General features: G+C 73.9%; 12 protein-coding genes. 3 read left to right on the top strand and 9 right to left on the bottom strand.

From position 1 onward, the window contains the following. The 3 genes from ACWCPI_RS35250 to ACWCPI_RS35240 form a co-directional block, all read left to right on the top strand. Nucleotides 1-393 (top strand): DUF2461 family protein (locus tag ACWCPI_RS35250; RefSeq protein ID WP_451042032.1); only part of this gene is annotated, 393 nt, incomplete at its 5' end. Continuing rightward, entirely contained in the window at nt 390-1,481 is a 1,092-nt protein-coding gene (locus tag ACWCPI_RS35245) for a threonine aldolase family protein (protein WP_451042031.1), read from the top strand. The genes ACWCPI_RS35250 and ACWCPI_RS35245, both read left to right, overlap by 4 nt. Further along, nucleotides 1,481-2,062, top strand: coding sequence for a GNAT family N-acetyltransferase (locus ACWCPI_RS35240; protein ID WP_451042030.1), 582 nt, complete (start codon nt 1,481-1,483; stop codon nt 2,060-2,062). Before ACWCPI_RS35245 ends, ACWCPI_RS35240 begins: the two co-directional genes overlap by 1 nt. 65 nt (nt 2,063-2,127) lie before the next feature. Here the strand turns inward: ACWCPI_RS35240 and ACWCPI_RS35235 are convergent, their stop codons facing one another. The 9 genes from ACWCPI_RS35235 to ACWCPI_RS35195 form a co-directional block, all read right to left on the bottom strand. Further along, a complete protein-coding gene (locus ACWCPI_RS35235; RefSeq protein WP_451042029.1) occupies nt 2,128-3,258 on the bottom strand; it encodes an acyl-CoA dehydrogenase family protein in 1,131 nt (376 codons plus the stop codon). Beyond that, nucleotides 3,255-4,445 carry an acyl-CoA dehydrogenase family protein gene (locus ACWCPI_RS35230; RefSeq protein WP_451042028.1) on the bottom strand — a complete coding sequence of 397 codons (1,191 nt, stop codon included), beginning with the start codon at nt 4,443-4,445 and terminating at the stop codon, nt 3,255-3,257. The genes ACWCPI_RS35235 and ACWCPI_RS35230 overlap by 4 nt, the downstream gene beginning before the upstream one ends. Nucleotides 4,446-4,460: 15 nt before the next feature. Next, entirely contained in the window at nt 4,461-5,876 is a 1,416-nt protein-coding gene (locus ACWCPI_RS35225) for a condensation domain-containing protein (RefSeq protein WP_451042027.1), read from the bottom strand. Further along, nucleotides 5,876-9,229, bottom strand: coding sequence for a non-ribosomal peptide synthetase (locus tag ACWCPI_RS35220; RefSeq protein WP_451042026.1), 3,354 nt, complete (start codon nt 9,227-9,229; stop codon nt 5,876-5,878). The genes ACWCPI_RS35225 and ACWCPI_RS35220 overlap by 1 nt, the downstream gene beginning before the upstream one ends. After that, nucleotides 9,222-13,304 (bottom strand): non-ribosomal peptide synthetase, encoded by a 4,083-nt coding sequence (locus ACWCPI_RS35215; protein ID WP_451042025.1) that lies wholly within the window; start codon nt 13,302-13,304, stop codon nt 9,222-9,224. Before ACWCPI_RS35215 ends, ACWCPI_RS35220 begins: the two co-directional genes overlap by 8 nt. A gap of 250 nt (nt 13,305-13,554) precedes the next feature. Next, complete coding sequence (locus ACWCPI_RS35210; protein ID WP_451042024.1) at nt 13,555-14,862, bottom strand: MFS transporter; 1,308 nt, start codon at nt 14,860-14,862, stop codon at nt 13,555-13,557. A gap of 63 nt (nt 14,863-14,925) precedes the next feature. Continuing rightward, nucleotides 14,926-16,023 carry a winged helix DNA-binding domain-containing protein gene (locus ACWCPI_RS35205; RefSeq protein ID WP_451042023.1) on the bottom strand — a complete coding sequence of 366 codons (1,098 nt, stop codon included), beginning with the start codon at nt 16,021-16,023 and terminating at the stop codon, nt 14,926-14,928. 212 nt (nt 16,024-16,235) lie between these two features. Further along, nucleotides 16,236-20,183, bottom strand: coding sequence for an amino acid adenylation domain-containing protein (locus ACWCPI_RS35200; RefSeq protein ID WP_451042022.1), 3,948 nt, complete (start codon nt 20,181-20,183; stop codon nt 16,236-16,238). Further along, a complete protein-coding gene (locus ACWCPI_RS35195; RefSeq protein ID WP_451042021.1) occupies nt 20,180-21,409 on the bottom strand; it encodes a cytochrome P450 in 1,230 nt (409 codons plus the stop codon). Before ACWCPI_RS35195 ends, ACWCPI_RS35200 begins: the two co-directional genes overlap by 4 nt. Nucleotide 21,410 lies beyond the last annotated feature (1 nt).

Below are 21,410 nucleotides of genomic sequence, written 5' to 3'. Positions count from 1 at the left end.
CCACAACCCCTAGCCCCACACTCTTCCCCACCCCCCCGACATCCCCACCCCCCCTCCACCCCCGGCCCCCCCCCCGCCCCCCCGCAGGCGCCGGGCCCCCCGCAACTCGCCGCGATCACCGCCCGGCTGACCGGGCAGGGCTTCACGATCGGCGGCGACCGGCTCGCCTCCCGGCCGCGCGGCGTGCCCGCCGACCACCCCCGGCTGGACCTGCTGCGCCACCGCAGGATCGACGCCGGCCGCCGCCTCGGTCCCGGCCCCGCCCTGCGATCCGCCCGCGCCGCCGACTTCGTACGTCGGACCTGGGAGCAGGTGCGCCCGCTGCTCGACTGGGCCGAGGCCCGCGGGATCACCCCCCGACCACCGCAGCGAGGAGCTGACCCGACGCCATGACCACGCACCCCGTCGACCTGCGCAGCGACACCGTCACCCGGCCCACCCCCGGGATGCGCAGAGCCATGGCGACCGCCGAGGTCGGCGACGACCTGTTCGGCGAGGACCCCACCGTCCGCGCGCTGGAGGACCGCCTGGCGGACCTGTTCGGCTTCCCCGGCGCGCTGTTCGTGCCCTCCGGGGTGATGGCCAACCAGATCGCGCTGCGCCTGCTCGCCGCACCCGGCCAGGAGATCGTCTGCGACGCGGAAGCGCACATCCTCGCCCACGAGGAAGGCTCGCCCGCCCGCTACGGCGGCATCCAGACCCGCACCGTGTCCGGTGAGCGCGGCCTGCTGTCCCCCGAAGCGGTGCGGCGGATCCTGCGGCCCGGCAACGCCTACACCGTCGGCACCCGGGCGCTGGCGCTCGAACAGACCCACACCCGGGCGGGCGGCACCGTCCACCCGCTGGAAACCCTGCGCGCCCTGCGACGGCTGACCGCACGGTCGGGTGTCGCGGTGCACATCGACGGGGCGCGCATCTGGAACGCGCACGCCGCCACCGGAACGCCCCTGTCCGCGTACGGCGCCCCGGTCGCGGACACCCTGGCGGTCTGCCTGTCGAAAGGGCTGGGCGCGCCCGCCGGGTCCGTCCTCCTCACGCCCGCCGAACACCTGGCGCGCGCCCGGGCGTTGCGGCACGGTCTCGGGGGCGGCATGCGGCAGGCCGGCATCCTCGCGGCCGCCGGCCTGCACGCCCTGGACCACCACCTGGAGCGCCTCGCCGAGGACCACGACCACGCGCGGCTGCTCGCCGAGGGCCTCAGCGAAGCGGGCTGCTCGGTACGGGACCCGGAGACCAACATCGTCCTCGTCGACACGCCCGGCGCCGAGGACCTCGTCGGACGGGCGGCTCAGGAGGGAGTTCTGGTGACCGCGCCCGGACCGGACGTGCTCCGGCTGGTCACCCATCTGGATGTCGGACGACGCGCGTGCCGTCGAGCCGTCGAAGTGCTGGCGGCGGCCGTGCGCGCCCACCGCCGGGAGAAGAGCGGGTCCGCCCAGCCGGAACCCGCACAGCAAGGGAAAGAGAGCGAAGCAGCCTGATGACTCTGGAAGTTCTGCCGGCGACCGCCGAGCGATGGAACGATCTGCGGGCGGTACTGCAGCCCCGCAAGAGCGCCCACACCTGCTGGTGCATGGCCTGGCGGCTGACCACGGGCGACTACGGGCGGATGACCGCCGACGAGCGGGGCGAGCACCTGCGCTCCCTCGTCGAGGCGGCCGACCCGCCCCCCGGCGTCCTCGGCTACCTCGACGGACAGGTGGCCGGCTGGTGCAACGTCGCCCCCCGCAAGCAACTGGACCGCCTGACCTCGTCCAAGACCATCCCCGAGGTCGACGGCCTGCCGGTGTGGTCCGTGACCTGCTTCGTCGTCCGCAAGGAGTTCCGCGGCCGGGGCGTCGCCTCGGGTCTGCTGGACGGTGCCGTCGAGCACGCGCGGGCCCACGGCGCTCCGGCCGTCGAGGGGTACCCCGTCGACGCGGAGGGCGGCCGGGTCAACCCGACGCTCGCCTACGTCGGCACCATGGAGATGTTCGAGCGGTCCGGTTTCCGCCGGGTGCGCAGGACCGAGGCCAAGAGCGACAAGCGCTACCGCTGGGTGATGCGCCGCGACCTCGACTGACCCGGCGTACACGGGAACGGGCCAGGGGCTTCCGCCGGTCGGGAGCCCCTGGCCCGTCGCTTCTGTCAGGTGCCGTGCGCGGCGATGTCCCACAGATGGGCCGGCCGCCCGCAGCGCAGCGCCTCCCAGGCCGCCCGCCGGTAGCATCCGGCCACCAGCCCGTCGCGCACCAGCCCCGACGCGCCGTGCAGATGGACCGCGTCCCGCGTCACGTCCAGGGCGGTCTCCGCGGTCAGCGCGATCAGACCGGCGGCCTCCCCGCTGGTGAGCCGCCCCTCGTCGAGGTCCTTCGCGGCGTCTCCCACCGCCCAGCGCACCGCGTCGAGCCGGGCCAGGAGACCGGCCACGCGCAGCCGGGGAGCCTGGTGCTTGACCAGCGCCTGCCCGAACTGTCGCCGGCTCCTGATCCGGGAGACCACGGCCGTCAGCGCGGCGGCGGTGATGCCCGCGAGCAGCGACGCCTGGTGCACGGCGGCCCGCAACCCCACCCGGGCCAGGGCCTGTTCGGCGGCGACCCCTTGCAGCAGCACCGCGTCTGCGGGCACGCGGGCCTGCTCGAACACCGTACCGGCGACGGCGCCGCCACCGTGGTCGGTCAGCGGGCGCAGCACGACCCCGGCGGCCGGCAGCTCCACGAGCGCCACGCACGGACCGTCCGGGCCGGAGGCCAGGACCAGCAGCGACCCCGGTTCGACCCCGGCTGCGAAGGGACCGCCGGTGCCGTCGAGGACGATGCCGCCGCGGTCCGCGTCGGGCTTCCACGTGATGCCCGGCGGCACCGCGCCGCGCGGATCGGGCAGCCGGCCCGGTACCGCGACGGGGTGCATGCCCTCCCGCACCCGGTCCAGGAGCCCGTCCAGGCCGTCCCGCGCCGGCGGGCCGAGCGCGGACAGCACGTCGAGGGCGAGCAGGGTGTCGGTCAGCGGTACGGGGCGCATCGCGTTGCCGCCCTCCTCGCACACCATCGCGACGACGGCCTGGCCGAGGTCGAGGCCGTCCATGCCGATCGGCAGCGGGAACTCCCAGGCGCCCACCTGCGTCAGGGCCTCCCAGGCGTGCCCGGGGGTGCCGGCGTTCTCCAGGCCCTGGCGCACGGTGAGCCGCAGCTGCCGGAAGAGGGCGTCCTCCTCCTCGCGCTCGCGCCACCGCTCGGCGGGCACCCCGCCGACGGCCTCCCGCTGTGTCCCGTGTGTCACGGCCGTACCTCCGCCCCTGAGTCCAGACGCAGGCGGGCCAGCGTCTCCAGCATCATCTCGGCGGTGCCGCCGGATATCCGCATCCCGGGCGCCTCCCGCAGCGCCGAGTCCAGTGGATGTGCCACCCCGTCGGCACCCGGGGCGTCGAGCGTCATGCTGTGGTCGCCGTCCAGCTCGGCGGCCCACCAGGCCACCTCGGCGGCGAGTTCGGTGGTGTACCACTTCGCCGCGGCGGCCTCGTCCTCGTTGAGCTCGCCGCGGTCGAGACGGGTCAGCACGCGCCGTACGAGCGTGCCGGCGGCGAGCAGCCGGGCGTTCAGCTTGGCCAGGCCGATGTGGTCGTGCTGGCCGGCCTCCAGCCGGTCGGTGTGCCCCTCCAGCCGTTCCACGGCGGCGCGGTACCAGCGCAGCGCCTTGACGTAGTAGTCCAGCCCGGTCCGCTCGAACGCGAGGGTCTTGACGACGATGGCCCAGCCCTGGCCGACGGAGCCGACCACGTCGTCGGCGGTGACGACGACACCGTCCAGGGTCACCTCGTGGAAGGCGTCGTCGCCGATCCCGGGAATCGCCTTGATCGTCACGCCCTTCTGGGCGAGGGGAACCAGGAACAGACTGAGGGCGTCGTTCTCACCGCGCGCCAGACACAGCCCGTAGTCGGCCAGCCCGGCGAACAGCGAGTGCACCTTCGTGCCGTACAGCTTGTAGCCGCCGGAGCCGTCGGAAACGGCGCGGGTGGACAGGATGTTGAGGTCGGAGCCGGCCTGCGGTTCGCTGAAGAGCACGCAGCCGAACGCCGTACCGGCCGCGAAGCCCGGCAGGTGCCTGGCCTTCATCGCGTCACTGGCCACGTTCAGCAGTGTCGAGCCGACGATCTGCACGGTCAGGGTGTGCAGCAGATCGGGGACGTCGTGCATCGCCAGTTCCTCGACGAGGACCGCGGCGGCGACCTGGCTCACGCCACGGCCGCCGTACTCCTTCGGCCACTGCGGGGCCAGCAGCCCCGCCTCGCCGAGGGCCCGGTGGACCGGGCGGGGGTCCCGGGTGCGCCGGGCGGCGGCGACCGGCGCGGACACCAGGACGTCGTGGATCTCCTCGCGCAGGACGCGCATCGGCGTCCGGGGCACGCCCTCGCCGCTGCGGACGAGACCGCAGTCGGCGGGCGCGCGGAAGAACTCGGTGGTGAGCAATGGAACTCCCAGGGGCTAGCGGGTGATCCCGGGGGCGGCGGGGGAGGCGACGGCGCGTCGCAGGACGTCCTCGATGCCGGTGAGCAGCGCCGTGACGTCCTCGGGTGCGGCGGAGCGCCGGTTGAACTCGGCGGTGCCGCCGATCTCGCCGTCGCGTTCGACCAGGCCGACGCAGGCGAAGGTCCTGGCGGGGTCGGGACTGTACAGCTGAAGGTGGCGTGCGGGCGGTCCGGGCAGCTGGCTCACCTCGATTCCGGGCAGGGCGAAAGGCACCGCGGGATAGTTGTGGAGGGCGAACAGCACGCTGTACGGCTGCCTGTCCCCGGCGCACAGCTCGTCGACGGGCAGCCGCTGGTGGCTCAGCGCCTCGGCGACCGCCGCCCGGGTGCGGTGCAGCAGCTCCGTGAACGACGGTGTGCCGGACAGGTCGATCTCCACCGGCACCACGTTCGTGAACTGCCCGACCGCGCCTTCCAGCGGGGTGGCGAAGCGGCCGGCGGCCGGGGTGCCGACGACGGTGTCCGTGCGTCCGTCGCGGCGGGCCAGCACCACCGCGAGGGCGGCGAGCAGCGTCATGAACGGCGTGGCGCCCTGCGCGGCACCGAGCGCCAGCCCCGCATTGAGCGCGCTGCCCGTCCCGTGGCCCAGCCGCACCGGCAGATGTCCCCGCTCGAACCCGCCCGGTGCGGGCGCCGCCATCGGCCTGCGGCCCAACCCCACACGCAGACGCGCCAGTTCGGCCTGCGCGTCGGGCGCGGCCAGCCAGCGCCGCTGCCAGTCGGCGTAGTCGGTGAACTGCAGTTCCGGCGGGGCGAGGCTTTCCGGGCCGTGCAGGTACCCGGCCGCCAGGTCGGTCAGGAACACCCCGGACGACCAGCCGTCGAAGACGGCCAGGTGCGAGGCGAGGACGAGGACGTGCTCGTCGGGGGCGAGGGTCAGCAGCCGGAACCAGCTGGTGCGACCCTGTTCCAGGGACAGCGCCGTCTGCGCGCTCTCGTCGAGGTGGCGCCGCACCGCGTCCCGCCGCGCCACCGCCGAGTGGTCCGAGAGGTCCGCCCGGGTCAGCCGCAGGCAGGGAGCGGCGTCCACGGTCAGCAGCGGCCCCGTACCGTCCGGGGCGTCGTCGATCCGGGTGCGCAGCGCCTCGTGCCGGGCGAGGACGCCGGTGAGCGCCTCGCGCAACCGCCCGTGGTCGAGGCGCCCGGTGAGCCGTACGGCGTGCGACCCGGTGCCGGTGCCCGGCTGCCGCCGTTCACCGTGCAGCAGCCGGGCCTGCAGGGCGGTCGCGGGGACCGGCCCCGCGCCGGAGCGCGGGGCCGGACGGGCGGGGACGGGCTGCCGGGCGGACAGCAGCATCCTGGCCAGTTCGCGCTTGGCCTCCGGCAGCGCGGCGAGCGCCCGGTCGACACCGGCGCCGGTGGGCGCGGCCATCACGGGCCGTCCGGGTTCTGCAGGGAGCTCAGCAGTGCCGCAGCCTCTTCGTCGCTCATGTTCTCGATCTGGTCGAAGACCGCCAGCAGCCGGTCCTGCTCGCCGGCCGCCTCGGCCTGTGCGGCGCGCACCAGGTCGGCGAGGCCCGCGACCGTGGGCCGCCCGAAGAAGTCGGCGAGCGCGATGTCGATGCCGAACACCGCACGGACCCGCGACACCACGATCGTGGCCTGCAGCGAACTGCCGCCCAGGGCGAAGAAGTCGCCCTCGACGTCGGGGTTCTGCCACTCCAGCAGCGGTGTGAGGATGTCGCGGCAGATCTGCTCCTCGACGGCGTCGCGCGGAGCCGTGCCGTCGGCCGCCTGGTCGACGGGCAGCGGCAGGGCGGCGGTGTCGACCTTGCCGTGCGGAGTCAGGGGCAGCTCGTCCAGGACGACCACGACCGGCACCATGTAGCCCGGGAGCCGGGCGGCCGCGTAGGCGCGCAGGCCCTCGGCGTCGGCGACTTCCGAGGCGTACGCCCCGACCTGCTCGACGGTGACGTACGCGACGAGCATCCGCTCGCCGCCCGCGGCCGGCTGGGCGAGGGCGACGGCCTGCTGGACCGAGGGGTGCCCGACGAGGACGGCCTCCACCTCACCCGGTTCGATGCGGTGGCCGCGCAGCTTCAGCTGGCGGTCGGTGCGGCCGAGGAACTCCAGGTTCCCGCCGGGCAGCCAGCGCACCAGGTCACCGGTGCGGTAGAGCCGCTCGGTCTCGGGGCCGTCGGCGAACGGGTTGGTGACGAAGCGTTCGGCGGTCAGGTCGGGCCGGCCGAGGTAGCCGCGGGCGATGCCGGGGCCGGCCACGCACAGTTCGGCGGGCACCCCGGGCGGTACCGGGCGCAGCCGCTCGTCCAGGACGAACGCCTGGTGGCCGGGCATGGGGCGGCCGATCGGCGGGTTGCGGTCGTAGGCGCCCGTGCAGTCCATGAGCGTGACGGCGACGGTGGCCTCGGTGGGGCCGTAGCCGTTGACGAACCGCCGCTCGCCGGCGGTCCACTCGGCGACCAGCTTGCCGGGGAACGCCTCGCCGCCGACGGACACCAGCCGCAGGTCCGGCAGCCGGGCCGGGTCGAGCAGCGGCAGCAGCGCGGGCGGCAGCTCCGCCACGGTCACCGCGTCGTCCCGCATCCGGGTCTGCAGCAGGGCCGGGTCCCGGCGCTCGTCGTCGGTGGCGATGACCAGTTCGGCGCCGGCCAGCAACGTGGTGAACACCTCGAAGACGGAGACGTCGAAGGTGAGCGGGGCGAAGTGCAGCACCCGGTCGCCGACGCCGATCTCGTAGGCCCGGGCGATGGTCCGGGAGAAGTGGGTGACCGAGCGGTGCTCGATCATCACGCCCTTGGGGGTGCCGCTGCTGCCGGAGGTGTACAGCACGTAGGCCAGGTCGGCGGGGGACGACGTCGGCGTCAGGGACGGCACCTCGCGCACCGGGGCGGCCGAGCCGGCCGGGACCAGCTCCAGCGGCACGGGCAGCCGCGCCGCGTCGTCGACCAGGGCGTGCCGGACGCCCGCGTCGGCGAGGACGGTCTTGGTGCGCTCGGCGGGCGCGGCCGGGTCGACGGGCACGTAGTGGGCACCGGACTTGAGGATGCCGAGGAGGGCCGCGACCGCCGCCGGGCCGCGCCCGAGGCAGACGGCGACCGGGTCGCCGTGCCGCACGCCGCGGTCGCGCAGGCGGTGGGCGATCGCCTCCGACCAGCGGTCCAGGGCCGCGTAGTCCAGCGTCGTCGCGCCGTGCCGGACGGCGACGGCGTCCGGTTCGATGGTGGCCCGCTCGCGGAAGGCCCGGTCGAGCGTGGTCGTCCAGGCGCTCTCGTCGACGGGGCCGCCCCGGGACAGCTCCCGGGCGTGCCGGGAGGCGGCCGGCTCCTCCACCAGGCTCAGTTCGCCGATACGGATGTCGGGGTTCTGCGCGACCTGCTCGATGACCCGCCGGAACGCGGCGAGCAGCGCGGAGGCGGTGCCGTGCCGGTACAGCGAGGTGTTGTACTCCAGCGACAGCTCCAGCCCGTCGTTCTCACCGACGAGGAAGCTCATGTCGAACTTGGCCGCCCCGTCGTGGAGTTGTTCCACGGCGAACCCGACCCCGGCGGCCTCGGTGGTGTGCGTGCCCCAGCGGCCCAGCGAGGTGAACTCGATCTGGAACAGCGGGTGGCGCAGCGGGTCGCGGACCGGCCGGACGGCCTCGACGACCTGCTCGAAGGGCAGCTCGCTGTTGGTGAAGGCGTCCATCACGGTGCCCGAGGTGCGCGCGACCAGCTCGCGGAAGGTGAGCCCGTCGCCGACCTCGGTGCGCAGGGTGATCATCTGCACGAAGCAGCCGATGACCCGCTCCAGGTCCGGGTGCGGACGGGACGCGCTCGCCGTGCCCACGACGACGTCCTCGGTGTGCGTCCAGTGCCGCAGCAGCGCGTTGAACGCCGCGAGCACGGTGGTGAAGACGGTGGTGTCGGAGCCCTCGGCCACCACCTTCAGCTTCTCCAGCAGCTCCTGCTCCAGCGTCAGCGTCAGACCGCGGCCGTCACCGCGGGTCTCGGGGCTGCGCGGATGGTCGGGCATCACCTCGGTGGCCGCGGCGCCGGCGAGCAGCTGCCGCCACTTGTCGGCCAGTGCCCTGCGGTGCTCGGCGTTGTCGAGCTTGGCGCGCTGCCAGGCGGCGAAGTCGGCGTACTCGACAGGCGGTTCACCGGCCTGCGGGCGGCGGCCCTGGGCGGCCTCGGCGTAGCAGGACGTCAGCTCCTCGGTGAAGATCCGCGTGGAGCCCGGGTCCCAGACCACGTGGTGGACCACCCACAGCAGGACGTGCCGCTCCTCGCCCAGGCGCACCAGATGGGCCCGCACGGGCGGGGCCGCGGCCAGGTCGAAGGGTGCCGCCGCGCAGGAGGCGACGAGCTCGGCGAGGTCCCGGTCCGGGTCGTCGCTGCCGGCGAAGTCGCTGGTCTGCACGCCGAGGACGAAGGCGGGCACGGGCTCCTGCCACGGCACGCCGTCCACCTCGACGAGCCTGCTGTGCAGCACCTGGTGGCCGGCGACGACGGCGTTGAGCGCCTCGTGCAGCGCCGCCCGGTCGAGCGGACCGTCCAGGCGTATCGCCAGGGCTATGTTGTTGCGGGCTTTGCCCGCGCCCAGCCGGTCGACGAACCACATCTGTTCCTGCTGGAAGGAGGCGCGGGAACGCGGCCCGTGGTCGGCCCGCTTGAGTTCGTTGCGGTGACCGACACCGGCGGTCATCTGGTTGCGCATCCGGCCCAGCAGCCGGGAGCGCTGTCCCTGGGGCAGCCGGCCGAGACGTTCGGCGAGGTCAGACATGGGTTCCTCCGTTGCGGTGCAGTTCGGCCAGCAGGGCGGCGAGCCGGTCCGGCAGATGCTTGGCGAAGTAGTGGCGGCCGCCGGGGATCACGGCGAGCCGCAGGTCGCGGGCGTACCGGCCCCAGGCTCGATAGCCCTCCTCGTAGCCCCGGGTGGCGTCGTCGGCGTCACCGATGACGCAGGTCAGCGGGGTGAGAAGCGGCTGCTCGTAGCCGTCGGGGGTCCGGGCGAAGAATCGGGCGGCCTCCGTCATGTCGTGCCGGACCATGCGCAGCACGGCCGACAGGTCGCTGTCGTCGAGGACGCCGTCGAAGCCGTCCATGGTGGTCAGGTAGCCGACCAGGTCGTCGTCGGTGGAGATACGTTCCATCTCCAGGGCGAAGTCGGGGTCGTCCTCCGGCAGGGCGGCCGCGAGGTGCAGGGCGAGGGGCCGCAGTCCGTCGCGTTCCAGGACCCGGGTGGTCTCCAGGGCGGTGACGACCCCGGCGCAGTGCCCGTACACCGCGAACGGACCGGTGACGGTGCGGGCGATCTCGCGGGCGGCGAGCTCGGCGAACTCGGTGACCGGCAGCATCGGCCCCGGGTTCAGCGGGTCGTGTCCGGGCGGGGACACGGCCACCAGTTCGATGTGCGGCGGGAGTTGGGCGGCCAGCGGCTGGTAGGCGATCGCGTCACCGCCACCGTGCGGGAAGCACACCAGCGTGAGCGCGGCCGGCGGGCCGGAGGGCGGGGGAGTGAGCCGGTGCAGCAGCCGGTGCCCCGTCAGGTCGCCGCCCTGCCCGGCCAGTTCGGCGGCGCGGGCGGCCAGGCCGGCGGGGGTCGGATTGCTGAACAGGTCCACCACCCGCAGGGCGCCCGCCCCCGGCAGTGCCTCGGCGACGGCCCGCACCGCCCGGACGGCCGCGAAGGAGTCGCCGCCCAGGGCGAAGAAGTCGTCGTCGGGCCCGACGGCGGGCAGGCCGAGGACCTCCGCCCAGACGGCCGCGATCCGCTGCGCCGCAGGATCACCACCGGCTGCCCGGGTGGGTGCCGCCGACGGGACCCGCGGCGCGGGCAGGGCCTTGCGGTCGACCTTGCCGTTGGGGCTGAGCGGCAACCGGTCCAGCACGACGAGTTCGGCCGGAACGCAGTGCGGCGGCAGCACGGCCCCCAGGGCGGCGCGCAGCGCGGCCGGGTCCGGGCTCGCGCCGTCCTGGGGGACGACGTACCCGGTCAGCCGGGCCGAGCCGGCCGCCTGCCGGGCGACGACCACGGCCTCGCGGACCCCGTCCTGCTCCCGCAGGGCGCTCTCCACCTCGCCGGGCTCGATGCGCAGTCCGTTCAGCTTGATACGGAAGTCGGTGCGGCCGAGGAGCTCGATCGTGCCGTCGGGCCGGTAACGGGCCAGGTCCCCGGTGCGGTAGAGCCGCTCGGTGCGCCCGGGCTCCAGTTCGACCTGCACGAACTTCTCGGCGGTCAGCTCCGGCCGGTTGAGGTAGCCGCGCGCCAGGCCCGTCCCGCCGAGGTGCAGTTCCCCGGGCACGCCGACCGGGACGAGCCGGTCGGCGGCGTCGAGGATGTAGGTGCGCTGGTTCGCCATGGGGCGGCCGTACGGGAGCTTCGTCCACTCGGGTGCGACACGGCCGACGCGGTACTCCACGGAGTGGATGGACGCCTCCGTGGCCCCGCCCAGTGCGGCGAACGCCACCGAGGGGGCGAACGCCCGCAGCCGGCCCGGCTGGGTGACGGGGATCCAGTCACCGCCGAGGAACGCGGCCCGCAGACCGGGCAGCGCCGGTCCGTCGGCGTGCTCCAGCTGGTCGAGGAGGAGGCCGAGCAGCGCGGGCGCGGAGTTCCACACGCTGACGCCGTGCCGCTCGATCAGGTCGGCCCAGTGCGCCGGGTCCTTCGCGGCGGCCGGGTCGGGCAGCACGATCGTGCCGCCGGCGGCGAGCATGCCGAGCGTCTCGTACACGCTCATGTCGAAGCTCGGCGACGACAGCGCCAGCACCGCGTCACCGGGCCCGATGCCGTACGAGCGGTTCAGGTCGAGCAGGTTGTTGACGACTCCGCGGTGCTCCAGCGCGATGCCCTTGGGCGTACCGGTGGAGCCCGACGTGAAGATGACGTACGCCAGGTTCCGGGACGTGACCGCGACCGCGGGCCGGGTCGCGGGCAGCGACTCCAGCTCCCTGCGGTCGGCGTCCAGCAGGATCCGGCTGGTGCCGGGGCCGAGCGGCAGCCGGCCCACCAGCTCCGAGTCGCTGACCACGATCGGCGGTGCCGCGTCCCGCAGCAGCAGGCCCAGGCGCTCGGCCGGGTACTCGGGGTCGAGCGGCACATAGGCCGCGCCCGCCTTGAGCACCGCCAGGATCGCGGTCACCAGCCCGGGGCCGCGCCGCAGGCACAGGGCCACGGTCCGGTCCGGTCCCGCGCCCGCCTCGGTGAGCCGGTGCGCGAGCCGGTTGGCGCGCTGCTCCAGTTCCCGGTAGGTGACGCTCCAGCCGCCCAGCCCGCCGCAGACGACGGCCGCGGCGTCGGGCCGCCGGTCGGCGTGCTCCTCGAACAGCTGGTGCAGACAGGCGTCCTGGGGGAACGGCGCGCGGGTGGCGTTCCAGTCGTCCAGGGCGGCGCGGCGCTCGGCCTCGGTGAGCAGCGGCAGCGCCGACAGCGGCTCGGCGGGCCGCTCGACGGCCGCTGCCAGGGTGGTGAGGAAGTGGCCCAGCAGCCGATCGACGGTCGTGGCGTCGAAGAGGTCGGTGGGGTACTCCACGAGGGCGCGCACCGCGCTGCCGGTGTCGTGGACGCTGATCATCAGGTCGTACTTGGTGGCGCGGGAGGAGAAGTCGATGGGCTCGGTGGCCAGTCCGGCGAGGCCGGGCGCGGTGTCCGGGGTCTCGTCCAGCAGGAACATCACCGAGGTCAGCGGCGGCCGGCTCGGGTCGCGCGGCAGACCGAGCGCGTCGACGATCAGGTCGAAGGGCAGCTCCTGGTGGGCGTACGCCTGGAGCGTGGTGTGCCGCGTGGCGCGGACCAGCTCCGCGAAGCCCGGGTCGCCGCCCGTCCTGATGCGCAGCGGCAGGGTGTTGACGAAGAAGCCGATCAGCTCGCCGAAGGCCGGGTGGTCGCGGCCGGACACGGAGGTGCCGACGACGATGTCCTCCTGCCCGGTCCAGCGCCGCAGGGTCGCGGCGAAGCCGGCCAGCAACGTCATGTAGAGGGTGGCGCCCTCCGACTTGCCGAACTCCCGCAGCCGGGCGATGAGTCCGGGCGGCAGCTCGATGTACCGGGAGGCCCCGGCGTGGCCGAACACCGGCGGGCGCGGGCGGTCGGTGGGCAGGTCCACCGGGGCGGCGCCGGCGAGTTCCTCGCGCCAGAAACCGGTCAGCGACCGCAGCCGCTCGCCGCCGATGCGGTCGCGCTGCCAGGCCGCGAAGTCCGCGTACTGCAGGGCGAGCGGGGCCGGCGGCCCACCGTGGTCTCCGTCTGCGGCTCCGGTGCGGCCCGCGTACGCGCGTTCCAGCTCCGTCGCGAGCAGCCGCATCGACCATCCGTCGGTCACGATGTGATGGAGGTTCAGCACGAGGACGTGGTCGTCGGGGGAGAGCCGGGCCAGCGAGGCGCGCAGCGGGACCGCGCCGGCGAGGTCGAAGGGGGCGGAGGCGTCCGCGTCGTAGAAGGCCCGCACGGCCTCCTCGTCGGGCAGGTCGGTGACGGGCAGCGGCAGCCGGTAGCCGTCGATCACCCGGGGCACGGCCTCGGCGGCGCCGGGGGCGTCCTGGTAGACGGTCCGCAGCACCTCGTGCCGGTCCACCACGTCCTGGAGGGCGCCGTGCAGGGCGGCGACGTCCAGGTGACCGCGGATACGGGTCGCGACCGGCACGTTGTACGCCGGGCTGCCGGGCTGGAGCTGGTCGATGAACCACAGGCGGCGCTGGGCGAAGGAGAGCACCGGTTCCGCGTCGGGGTCCCGGGGCGCCGGCTCGGGGTCCTCCCGTACGCCGGCCCGCCCTCCGGTGCGGCCCGCGAGGGCCTGGAACAGTGCCCGGCGGGACTTCGGCAGTGCGGCTATGCGTTCGGCGAGGGACTCGCTCACCTTGTGCCTCCGTGCGTCTGGTGAAGAGGGATACAGCAAGGGGTGCGGGGGAGTGCCGGACGGCGCGGGACGCGGGTACGGCGGGTGGGGCCGGGGAGGGTGAGGCGGCCCGCCGGGGTGGCGGTGCCGGCTCTCGGCTGTGCGGCGGCTGCCGCTGGGGCGGCCGCGGTGGGGGTGCGGATCCGCCGGTGCACGGGTGCGGAGCGGGTGCCGGACCGGCCGGCACCCCCTCCGACGTGCTGGGGTCGCGCTACGCGCCGACCTTCGTGCCGTCCGCGGAGGACTGCGCCGGATCGGCGTCCGGGGTGTCGGAGGTGCCCGCGTCGGCGGGGGCGTCCCCGCCCGGCATCTCCTTGATCGCGGCGACCGGGCCCCCGAGGAGCGTCAGACCGCCGATGATGCTGAGTGCTCCGGCGACGGCCAGGCCCCCGGTCAGACCGAGCACCTCCCCGAGCGCGCCGCCCGCGAAGTAGCCGATGGACAGGGCGCCGTAGACCGCCGACAGCGCGCTACCGCTGACCCGGCCCATCTGCTCGTTGGGCGTGACGCCCTGCACCAGGCTCAGGACGTGGATGTCGAACATCGGGGACACGAACCCGATGACGGCCTGGACCACGATCAGGCCGGCGAAGCCGGCGACCGCACCGCCCGTCGGCACCAGGATGTACCCGGCGCCCAGCACGACCGCGGTCAGCACGAGCGTGCGGCCGACGGTGAGCACCTTGGTGACGACCTCGGACAGGACCGCGCCGACGATCACGAACACCGACATCACGGCGAACGCCGCGCCGACCTGGCCGGGGCTCAGGTCGAGGACCTTGTACGCGTAGACGATGAGGAGCGCGTCACCCATCGCGGCACCGAGGTTGACCACGACGTTGGCGGTGAACAGGCCCCGCAGGACCGGGTTGCCGAAGAGGGTCTTCAGGCCCTCCTTCATCTCCGCCTTGGCGGACGCCTTCGTCTCCTCCACCTTCGCCCGCGTGTCACGGTGCCGGATGAGCAGCAGCGCGACCAGCGAGACCAGGAAGGTGAAGGCGTCGGCCGTGATGGCGCGAGCCGCGCCGAGCAGCTGGATCAGCGCACCACCGGCGCCGGCGCCGACGGCCTCGGCGACGCTGCGGCTGATCTGGAGCTTGGTGTTGCCCTCGACGAGGTTGTCCGTGCCGATGAGCTGCGGCAGCCAGGACTGGTAGGAGACCTCGAAGAACGCGGTCAGGATGCCGGCGAGACCGGCCACGACGTAGACGTGCGCCATCGTGACGGAGTCCAGCGCGAACGCCAGCGGGATGGAACCCAGGGCCAGGAAGCGGCCCAGGTCCGCCATGATCATGATGCTGCGGCGCGAGAACCTGTCGGCGACGAGACCGGCGACCGGCGCCAACAGGAGGAAGGGCAGGAAACGCAGCGCGCCGAGGACACCGACCTCGAACGCACCCCCGTCGAGGAAGACGACCGCGAGGGTCGGCAGCGCGAGCAGGGAGATCTTGTCGCCGAAGTTGCTGACGGTCTGCCCGAACCACAGGCGGTTGAAATCGGAATGCCGACCGAGTGCCATGTCGACGCCCTTTTCTGATTGGGGACGGATTTGTCGGACGGCACTGACCGTAGGGAGGGCGGGTTAGGGACCGGTTACGAATCCGGGCGGCCGGAGATCCGGTGTAGAGAGCGTATGAGAACTTTCATAGGCGCCGAAGAAGCGCTCGATGTCGGCGCTCTCCCGGGCGATCCCCGACGCCGTCGCGTCGTCGAAGGCACCGCTCCCAAGGAAGGGCTCCACCACCGGTGGGCCGCCGCGCCGACCGCCCGACCAGGTGCCGACGGCCCAGCCGTCGACCACGACCGTCGGCCGGATCACCCCGCCTCCCGGACACACCTGGCGCTCGTGCTCGGCGGGCACCGACAGTTCCCTGCGACGATATGCGAGAAGGTAGTTGTCGTACGCGGGGAGCAGTCGCACATCACCTCGCGCAATGCCTTCCGCGTCCTGTGCGGGCATTTCACCGGCGGCCGCCCAGGCCTTTTTGCACGCGCTCGCGCGCAACCCCGACCAGTGCGCGAAATCCACGGCGTCCGCGGGTCCGTGGGCCGCGCGGTAACGGCGGGCGAGCTCGATCTGCGCGGCATCCCCCGTGAACGGCAGCGGACCGGTGGCCGGCACCCAGTCGTCGAGCAGGGCGAAGGTGGCCTCACCGGCACGCTGAGGGCCGTGGCAGATCAGCCCGGACAGCGCGGCGCGCCGGATGAGATGGAACGCCGACTGGCCCTTGGACTCCACGCCCAACGTGGCCAGCCGCTCCGTGAGTTCGGCCCGGGTCAGCGGGCCCTCGCCGTCGACGGCCCGCACGATCAGCCGCGCCGCCCGTTCGCACAGGTCCTCCTCCAGGCCGAGCTCACGCAGCCGGCGCGCCCCGAGAGCCAGGTACACCGGGCCGAACAGGCCCAGCAGCCAGCGCACGTCGGCGGCGGGCACCAGTTGGAGGGTGCCGCGCATGAACCAGCCGCGTACGGCGGTCCGCTCGACGTCGGTGGCCCTGCGTACGTCGTCGGCGGTCAGGCCCGCCACCCGGGCGCGCAGGCCGAGGCCCGCCGCCGCGAGGTCCTGCGCCTGCACGGCGAGGACCCGGTCCAGGGCGGCGGCGACCGTCGTCTCACGGGCCCGCCCCCCGATCGCCTGTGCGCGTGCCCTCAGCAGCCGGTCGGCAGTTCGTCGTTCCACGGTCTCCACTCTTTCACCGAGAAAGGGGTGGGCGGCCGCGGGACACCGCCCGCGGCCGCATGGTGTTCGCATACCTGTGCGTACCGGCCCGGCGGCCGGCGACGGACCGCACGCCCGTCAGGCTCCGAGCCGCGCGAGCCCCTGTGGGCCCGCGGCACGGAGCCTGACCTGTGCTGTCCGGTGCTCCGGCCGCGTGGCCGGCGCACCACACCTCAGCGCCTGCGGCGCAGGACCGCGTAGTAGCCCGGCAGCAGCAGTGCCTGCGCGTCGGACTGCGGGTCGATGGCGTGCAGCTGGATCGGCTGGTCCTGAAGGACCTCCCAGTCGTCCGCGGGGAAGGCGGCGCTCAGTTCCGGCCGGGTGAAGCGGTGGGAGTGCCGTACACCGGCGGCCTCCAGCGGCGCGACCAGGTCCTCGGCACGGCCGCGCTTGCCGCCGACGAAGCCGAGGTAGCCGAAGGAGTTCCCGGAGTAGTCCGGCTCGTGGACGATCAGCACCCCGTCGGGTCCCAGCAGCCGCCCCGCGACGGCCGCGAGCCGGGCCCGGGCCGCGCCGTCGAGGACGTGGAAGACACCGCGGACGAAGATGTTGTACGGGCCCTCGCCGAGGGCGGCTGCCTGCTCGGCGTCGGTCATGTCGACGGCGTGGTAGTCCACGTTCGCCACGCCCTCGGCGCGGGCCTCCCGCTCGGCGTGCTCGATGGCGCTGACGGACACGTCCACCCCGACCACCCGCGGGTAGTGCGGGGCGAGTTCACGGCTGTAGCGGCCGTTGCCGCAGCCCAGGTCGATGACGGGCAGGTCGTCGCGGAAGTGCCGCCGGGCCTGGCCGAGCAGCCAGCGGAACTCCTCGCCGCTGGCCGCGTCCCAGATGACGTCGCCGCCCCTGCCGGTGCGCCGGACGCCCGCCCAGTAGCGCTCCCACGCGTCACCGGTGTCCCGCTCCTCGACGGGCTCGGCGGCCTCCTCCTCCTGGTCGCCGGGCGGCGGCGAGAAGCGCTCCCAGGTCTCCTCCTCGCCGAGCGCCTCCAGCAGGGCGACGAAGTCCTCGAACATGGACCGCACCAGCCCGTCCGGGTAGACGGCGGGCAGGTGGTCCCAGTTGAAGGTCAGCCCACCGGCCTTCTCGAACACCTGGAAGTCCAGCGAGACCTGCGGCGTCTGGGAGATGCCGTACACCGGCACGCCCAGCTCGGTCTCCTCGTACTGCGGTGGATGGCCGGCCAGGCTCGTCATCACCACCGGCATCGCGGGCGCGAGGGTTCCGCGCATCTTCGTCAGCTCGCGCAGCACCTGGACGCCGCTGAAGTAGCGGTGCTCCAGATCGGCCCACAGCCGGCGCTGCACGGCCTGGGCACGGCCGGCGAACGTCGTCTCCCGCTGCTCCACGGCCAGCAGCAACGTGGTCGTGGTGTCCGCGAGCAGGGCGTTGACCTGCGGGTGCAGCGGAAGCCGGTTGAACAGCGGGAAGTTGATGGTGAACCGCGACTGCCCACTGGCCCGGCCGAGGATCTCGGCATAGGCGGCGGCCAGCACCCCGGACGGGGTCACCTTGCGCTCCCCGGCCCGCTCCTGGATGCGGTCCCACAGCTCCGCGGGCACGACGTGGCTGAGCCGCTCGAAGCGCACGGGCAGCGCCGGGGCGCCGTCCGGGCGTTCCGGCAGGGCAGGGGCGGGCGGCAGGGTGGCGAGCCGGTCCCGCCAGTACCACTCCGAGCGGCGGTACAGCTCGCTGTCGCGCAGGGAACTGCCGACGGCCAGGACGTAGTCGCGGAACGACAGCTCCAGCGGCGGAAGTTCGGCGTCCGGATCGGCGTAGTAGGTCACCAGGTCCGGGACCAGCACCTGGAAGTAGCTCCAGGCGTCGGCCACGAGGAAGTCCAGGCACAGGTGGATCCGGGCGCGGCCGCCGCCGAGCAGGCTGATCCGCACGTCGAACAGCGGCCAGCCGTCTGCGTCGAGGACCTGGTGGGACAGCTGCTCGCGCAGCGCGTCCAGCTCCGCCTGCCGCTGCGCCGCGTCCAGCCCGCCGAGGTCGGTGACCGGGATGTCGTACGCGGGGATCTCCTCGTACACCTGCTGGGAGCCGTCGGGCAGGATGCGGGTGCGCAGCGCGTCGTGGCGCTCGACGAGCCGGCGCCACGCGGTCGCGAACCGCTCCACGTCGAGCTGCTCGCTCTCCCACTCGAAGTAGCCGTGGCAGCCCACGTTGCCCAGGTCCACCAGGCCGCCGCGACCGATCCACAGCGCCTGCTGGCTCTCGGTCAGCGGGAACGGCTCGAAGCGGGCCGCCGGGTCCGGGACGATGGCGGCCAGACCACCGAACTCGCCGCGCCCGCCGGTGCGTTCGGTCACGATGAGGGTGCCGAGTTCGGCGACGGTCGGGCAGGACGACAGGTCGGACAGGCTCAGTTCGACGCCGTAGCGGCGGCGGATCTCGTCGATGAGCTGGAACGCGAGCAGCGAGTGCCCGCCCAGGTCGAAGAAGTTGTCGTGGATGCCGACGGTCTCGGTGCGGAACGCCTCGCCCCACAGCCGCACCAGGCCGTCCTCGACCTCGTTGCGCGGCGGCTCGTACCCGGCGCTGACGCCCTCGCGGGGCTCCGGCGGCTCCGGCAGGCTCTGCCGGTCCACCTTCCCGTTGGGCAGGCGGGGCAGCGCGGGCAGGACGACGACCGTGCCGGGGACCATGTAGTACGGCAGGGTGCGGGCCACGGCCGCCCGGATCGCGCCGGGGTCCGCGCTCGCGTCGCCGTCCGCGGAGACGTACGCCACGAGGCGCTTGTCGTTGGGGCCGCGCTCCTGGGTGACGACCACGGCCTCGGCGACAGCGTCGACCCGGGCGACGTGCGTCTCGACCTCGCCGAGCTCCACGCGGAAGCCTCGGATCTTCACCTGCGTGTCGGACCGGCCGAGCAGCTCCAGCGCCCCGTCCTCCCGTCGCCGCGCCAGGTCACCGGTGTCGTACAGCACCGGATACGGGTCGTCCGCGACGACCCCGGACCGGAACTTCGCCGCCGTCAGTTCCGGGCGGCCGTGGTACCCGGCGGCCACGCCGGCACCCGAGACGTGCAGCCGGCCCACCTCGCCGTGCGGGACCGGCCGGTCCTCCCCGTCGAGCAGGTGGACGCGCATGTTGGCGATGGGCACCCCGACGGGCACCTGCCGCTCGGCGCGGACCTCGGCGGGGGTGGCCTGGCTGGTGAAGTCGACGCCCGCGCCGAGATCCAGGCAGGTCAGCACGTTGGTCGTCTCGGTGGTGCCGTACGTCATGACCACCCGGAACGGCGTGTCGACCGGCGGCCAGCTGTGCACCCGCTCCGCCGTCGTCACCAGGATGCGCAGCGCCGTGTCCTGCGGCCAGTCCAGTGCCCAGACGGGTTCCGCGAGCGCGGCCACCAGCATGGTGTGGGTGATGCGCTGCTCGCTCAGCCAGTCCCGGATCTGCTCGGGGGTCTGCGCCCGGCCCGCCTCCGGTATGTGGATCGCCGCGCCCAGCGGCAGGTACGGCAGCCACTCCATGATCTGCACCGCGAAGCCGGGCGTGGACATCCACGACGCCCGGTCGCCGGGGCGCACCCCGTAGGCCCGCCCGGTCCAGTGCACCAGGTTGGTCAGGGCGCCGTGCCGCTCCAGGACGGCCTTGGGTGTGCCGGTGGACCCCGATGTGTAGATGAGGTGGCTGACGGTGTCCGGGCCGGTGGGCACACCGGTCGGGGTGTCCGGCCGGCCGTCCCCGGCGGTGGCGGCGTCGGCGCATGCCACGCCCCCGGGCAGCCGCGGGACGGTCGCGGGCGCGGTGAGCACGAGCAGCGGGCCCGCGTCGGCGATCATCGCGGCGAGCCGTTCGTCGGGGTTGACGGGGTCCAGCGCCACGATCGCCGCCCCGGTCTTGAGGACGGCGAGGGACCCGATGACGTACTCGGCGCCCCGCGGGTAGCACAGCCCGATCCGCTCGCCGGGGGCCGCGCCCTCGGCGATCAGTGCGTGGGCCAGCCGGTTGGTGACGGCCTCCAGTTCCGCGTACGTCCAGGAACGCTCGCCCTGCACGAGGGCGGGCGCGCCGGGGGTACGGGCGGCCTGCTCGGCGAGGAGCCCGGCATAGCCGGTGGCGGGGAAGTCGGTGTCGGTCCGGTTGAAGTCGAGGAGTGCGGTGGTCACAGCGAGGCCCTTTCTCGGCGTGCGAAAGCCCGGCTGCGCAGCAGCCGCACCGGGAGACTCTTGATCCCCCACGTGAAGTTGGACGAGTTGAACTGGACGGGCCCGGTCGTCTCGAAACCGTCCAGTGTGGCGAGCATCTCGGTCAGCAGCGCACCGAGTTCGAAGCGGGCGAGCCGGGCGCCCAGGCACAGATGGCGCCCGTGGCCGAAGGCGACGTGGCGGTTGGGACGCCGGTCGACCCGGAAGGCGTGCGGGTCGGTGAACACGTCCTCGTCGCGGTTGGCGGAGACGTTCCACAGCGTGACCCGGTCCCCGGCGGCGATACGCGTGCCGGCGATCTGCGTGTCGCGCACCGCGGTGCGCAGGGCGTGCACCCCGGGCGTGGTCCAGCGCAGGATCTCCTCGACCGCCGGCGCGATGCCGGCGGGGCCGAGGGAGCGCAGCAGCTCCCACTGCTGCGGCAGTTCGGCGAACATGTGCACCGCCCCGGCGGCGGAGTAGCGGGTGGTCTCGTTGGCGCCGGACAGCACCCCGTTGCAGTTGAAGACGATCTCCTCGTCGCTCAGGGGGCGTTCGGTGCCGTCCCCCTCGTCGACCAGGGTGTCGTGCGCGATGTGGCTGACCAGGTCGTCGCCGGGGCGGGCCCGGCGCTCCCCGAGCAGCTCGATGAAGTAGAGGAAGATCTCCGAGTGCGCGTTGCTGCGCACGCTCTCGTCGGGGGAGTCGAACGCGTCGGTGGTCAGCGCCCCGATCCACGCCCAGTCGGCGCGAGGGATACCCATCATGGCGCAGACCACCCGGTTGGGCAGCTGCTTGGCCAGGTCGATGAAGTCCAGCTCGTCGAGGTCTGCGGCCTCGGCCACCAGCTCGCCGACGACCCTCTCGACGAGGGCCTCCAGGCGGGGCATCTGCTGCGGCCCGAACGCCTGGTACAGCGCCCGCTTGAGCCGGGTGTGCTGGGGCGCGTCGGAGACGATCAGCATCCGCTGGCTGACGGCGGCGACGGCCGCCGGGTCACTGCCGAGCCGCATGCCCCGCGCCGAGCTGAAGGTGTCGCTGTCGGCGTACACGGCCATGATGTCGCGGTGCTTGCTCAGCACCCAGAAGCCGTCGTCGCCACCGGGCTCGGGGTGCCAGTGCACCGGCGCGTGGGCTCGCAGCCAGCTGAAGGTGGACCAGAAGTCGTTACGGGCGAAAGGCGCCGGGTCGAGCAGGTCGATGTGCATC

The sequence above is a fragment of the Streptomyces sp. NPDC001920 genome, assembly GCF_053594495.1.
Note: the sequence above shows the minus strand (reverse complement) of the source record. Positions and strands in the feature narration are given on the sequence as shown.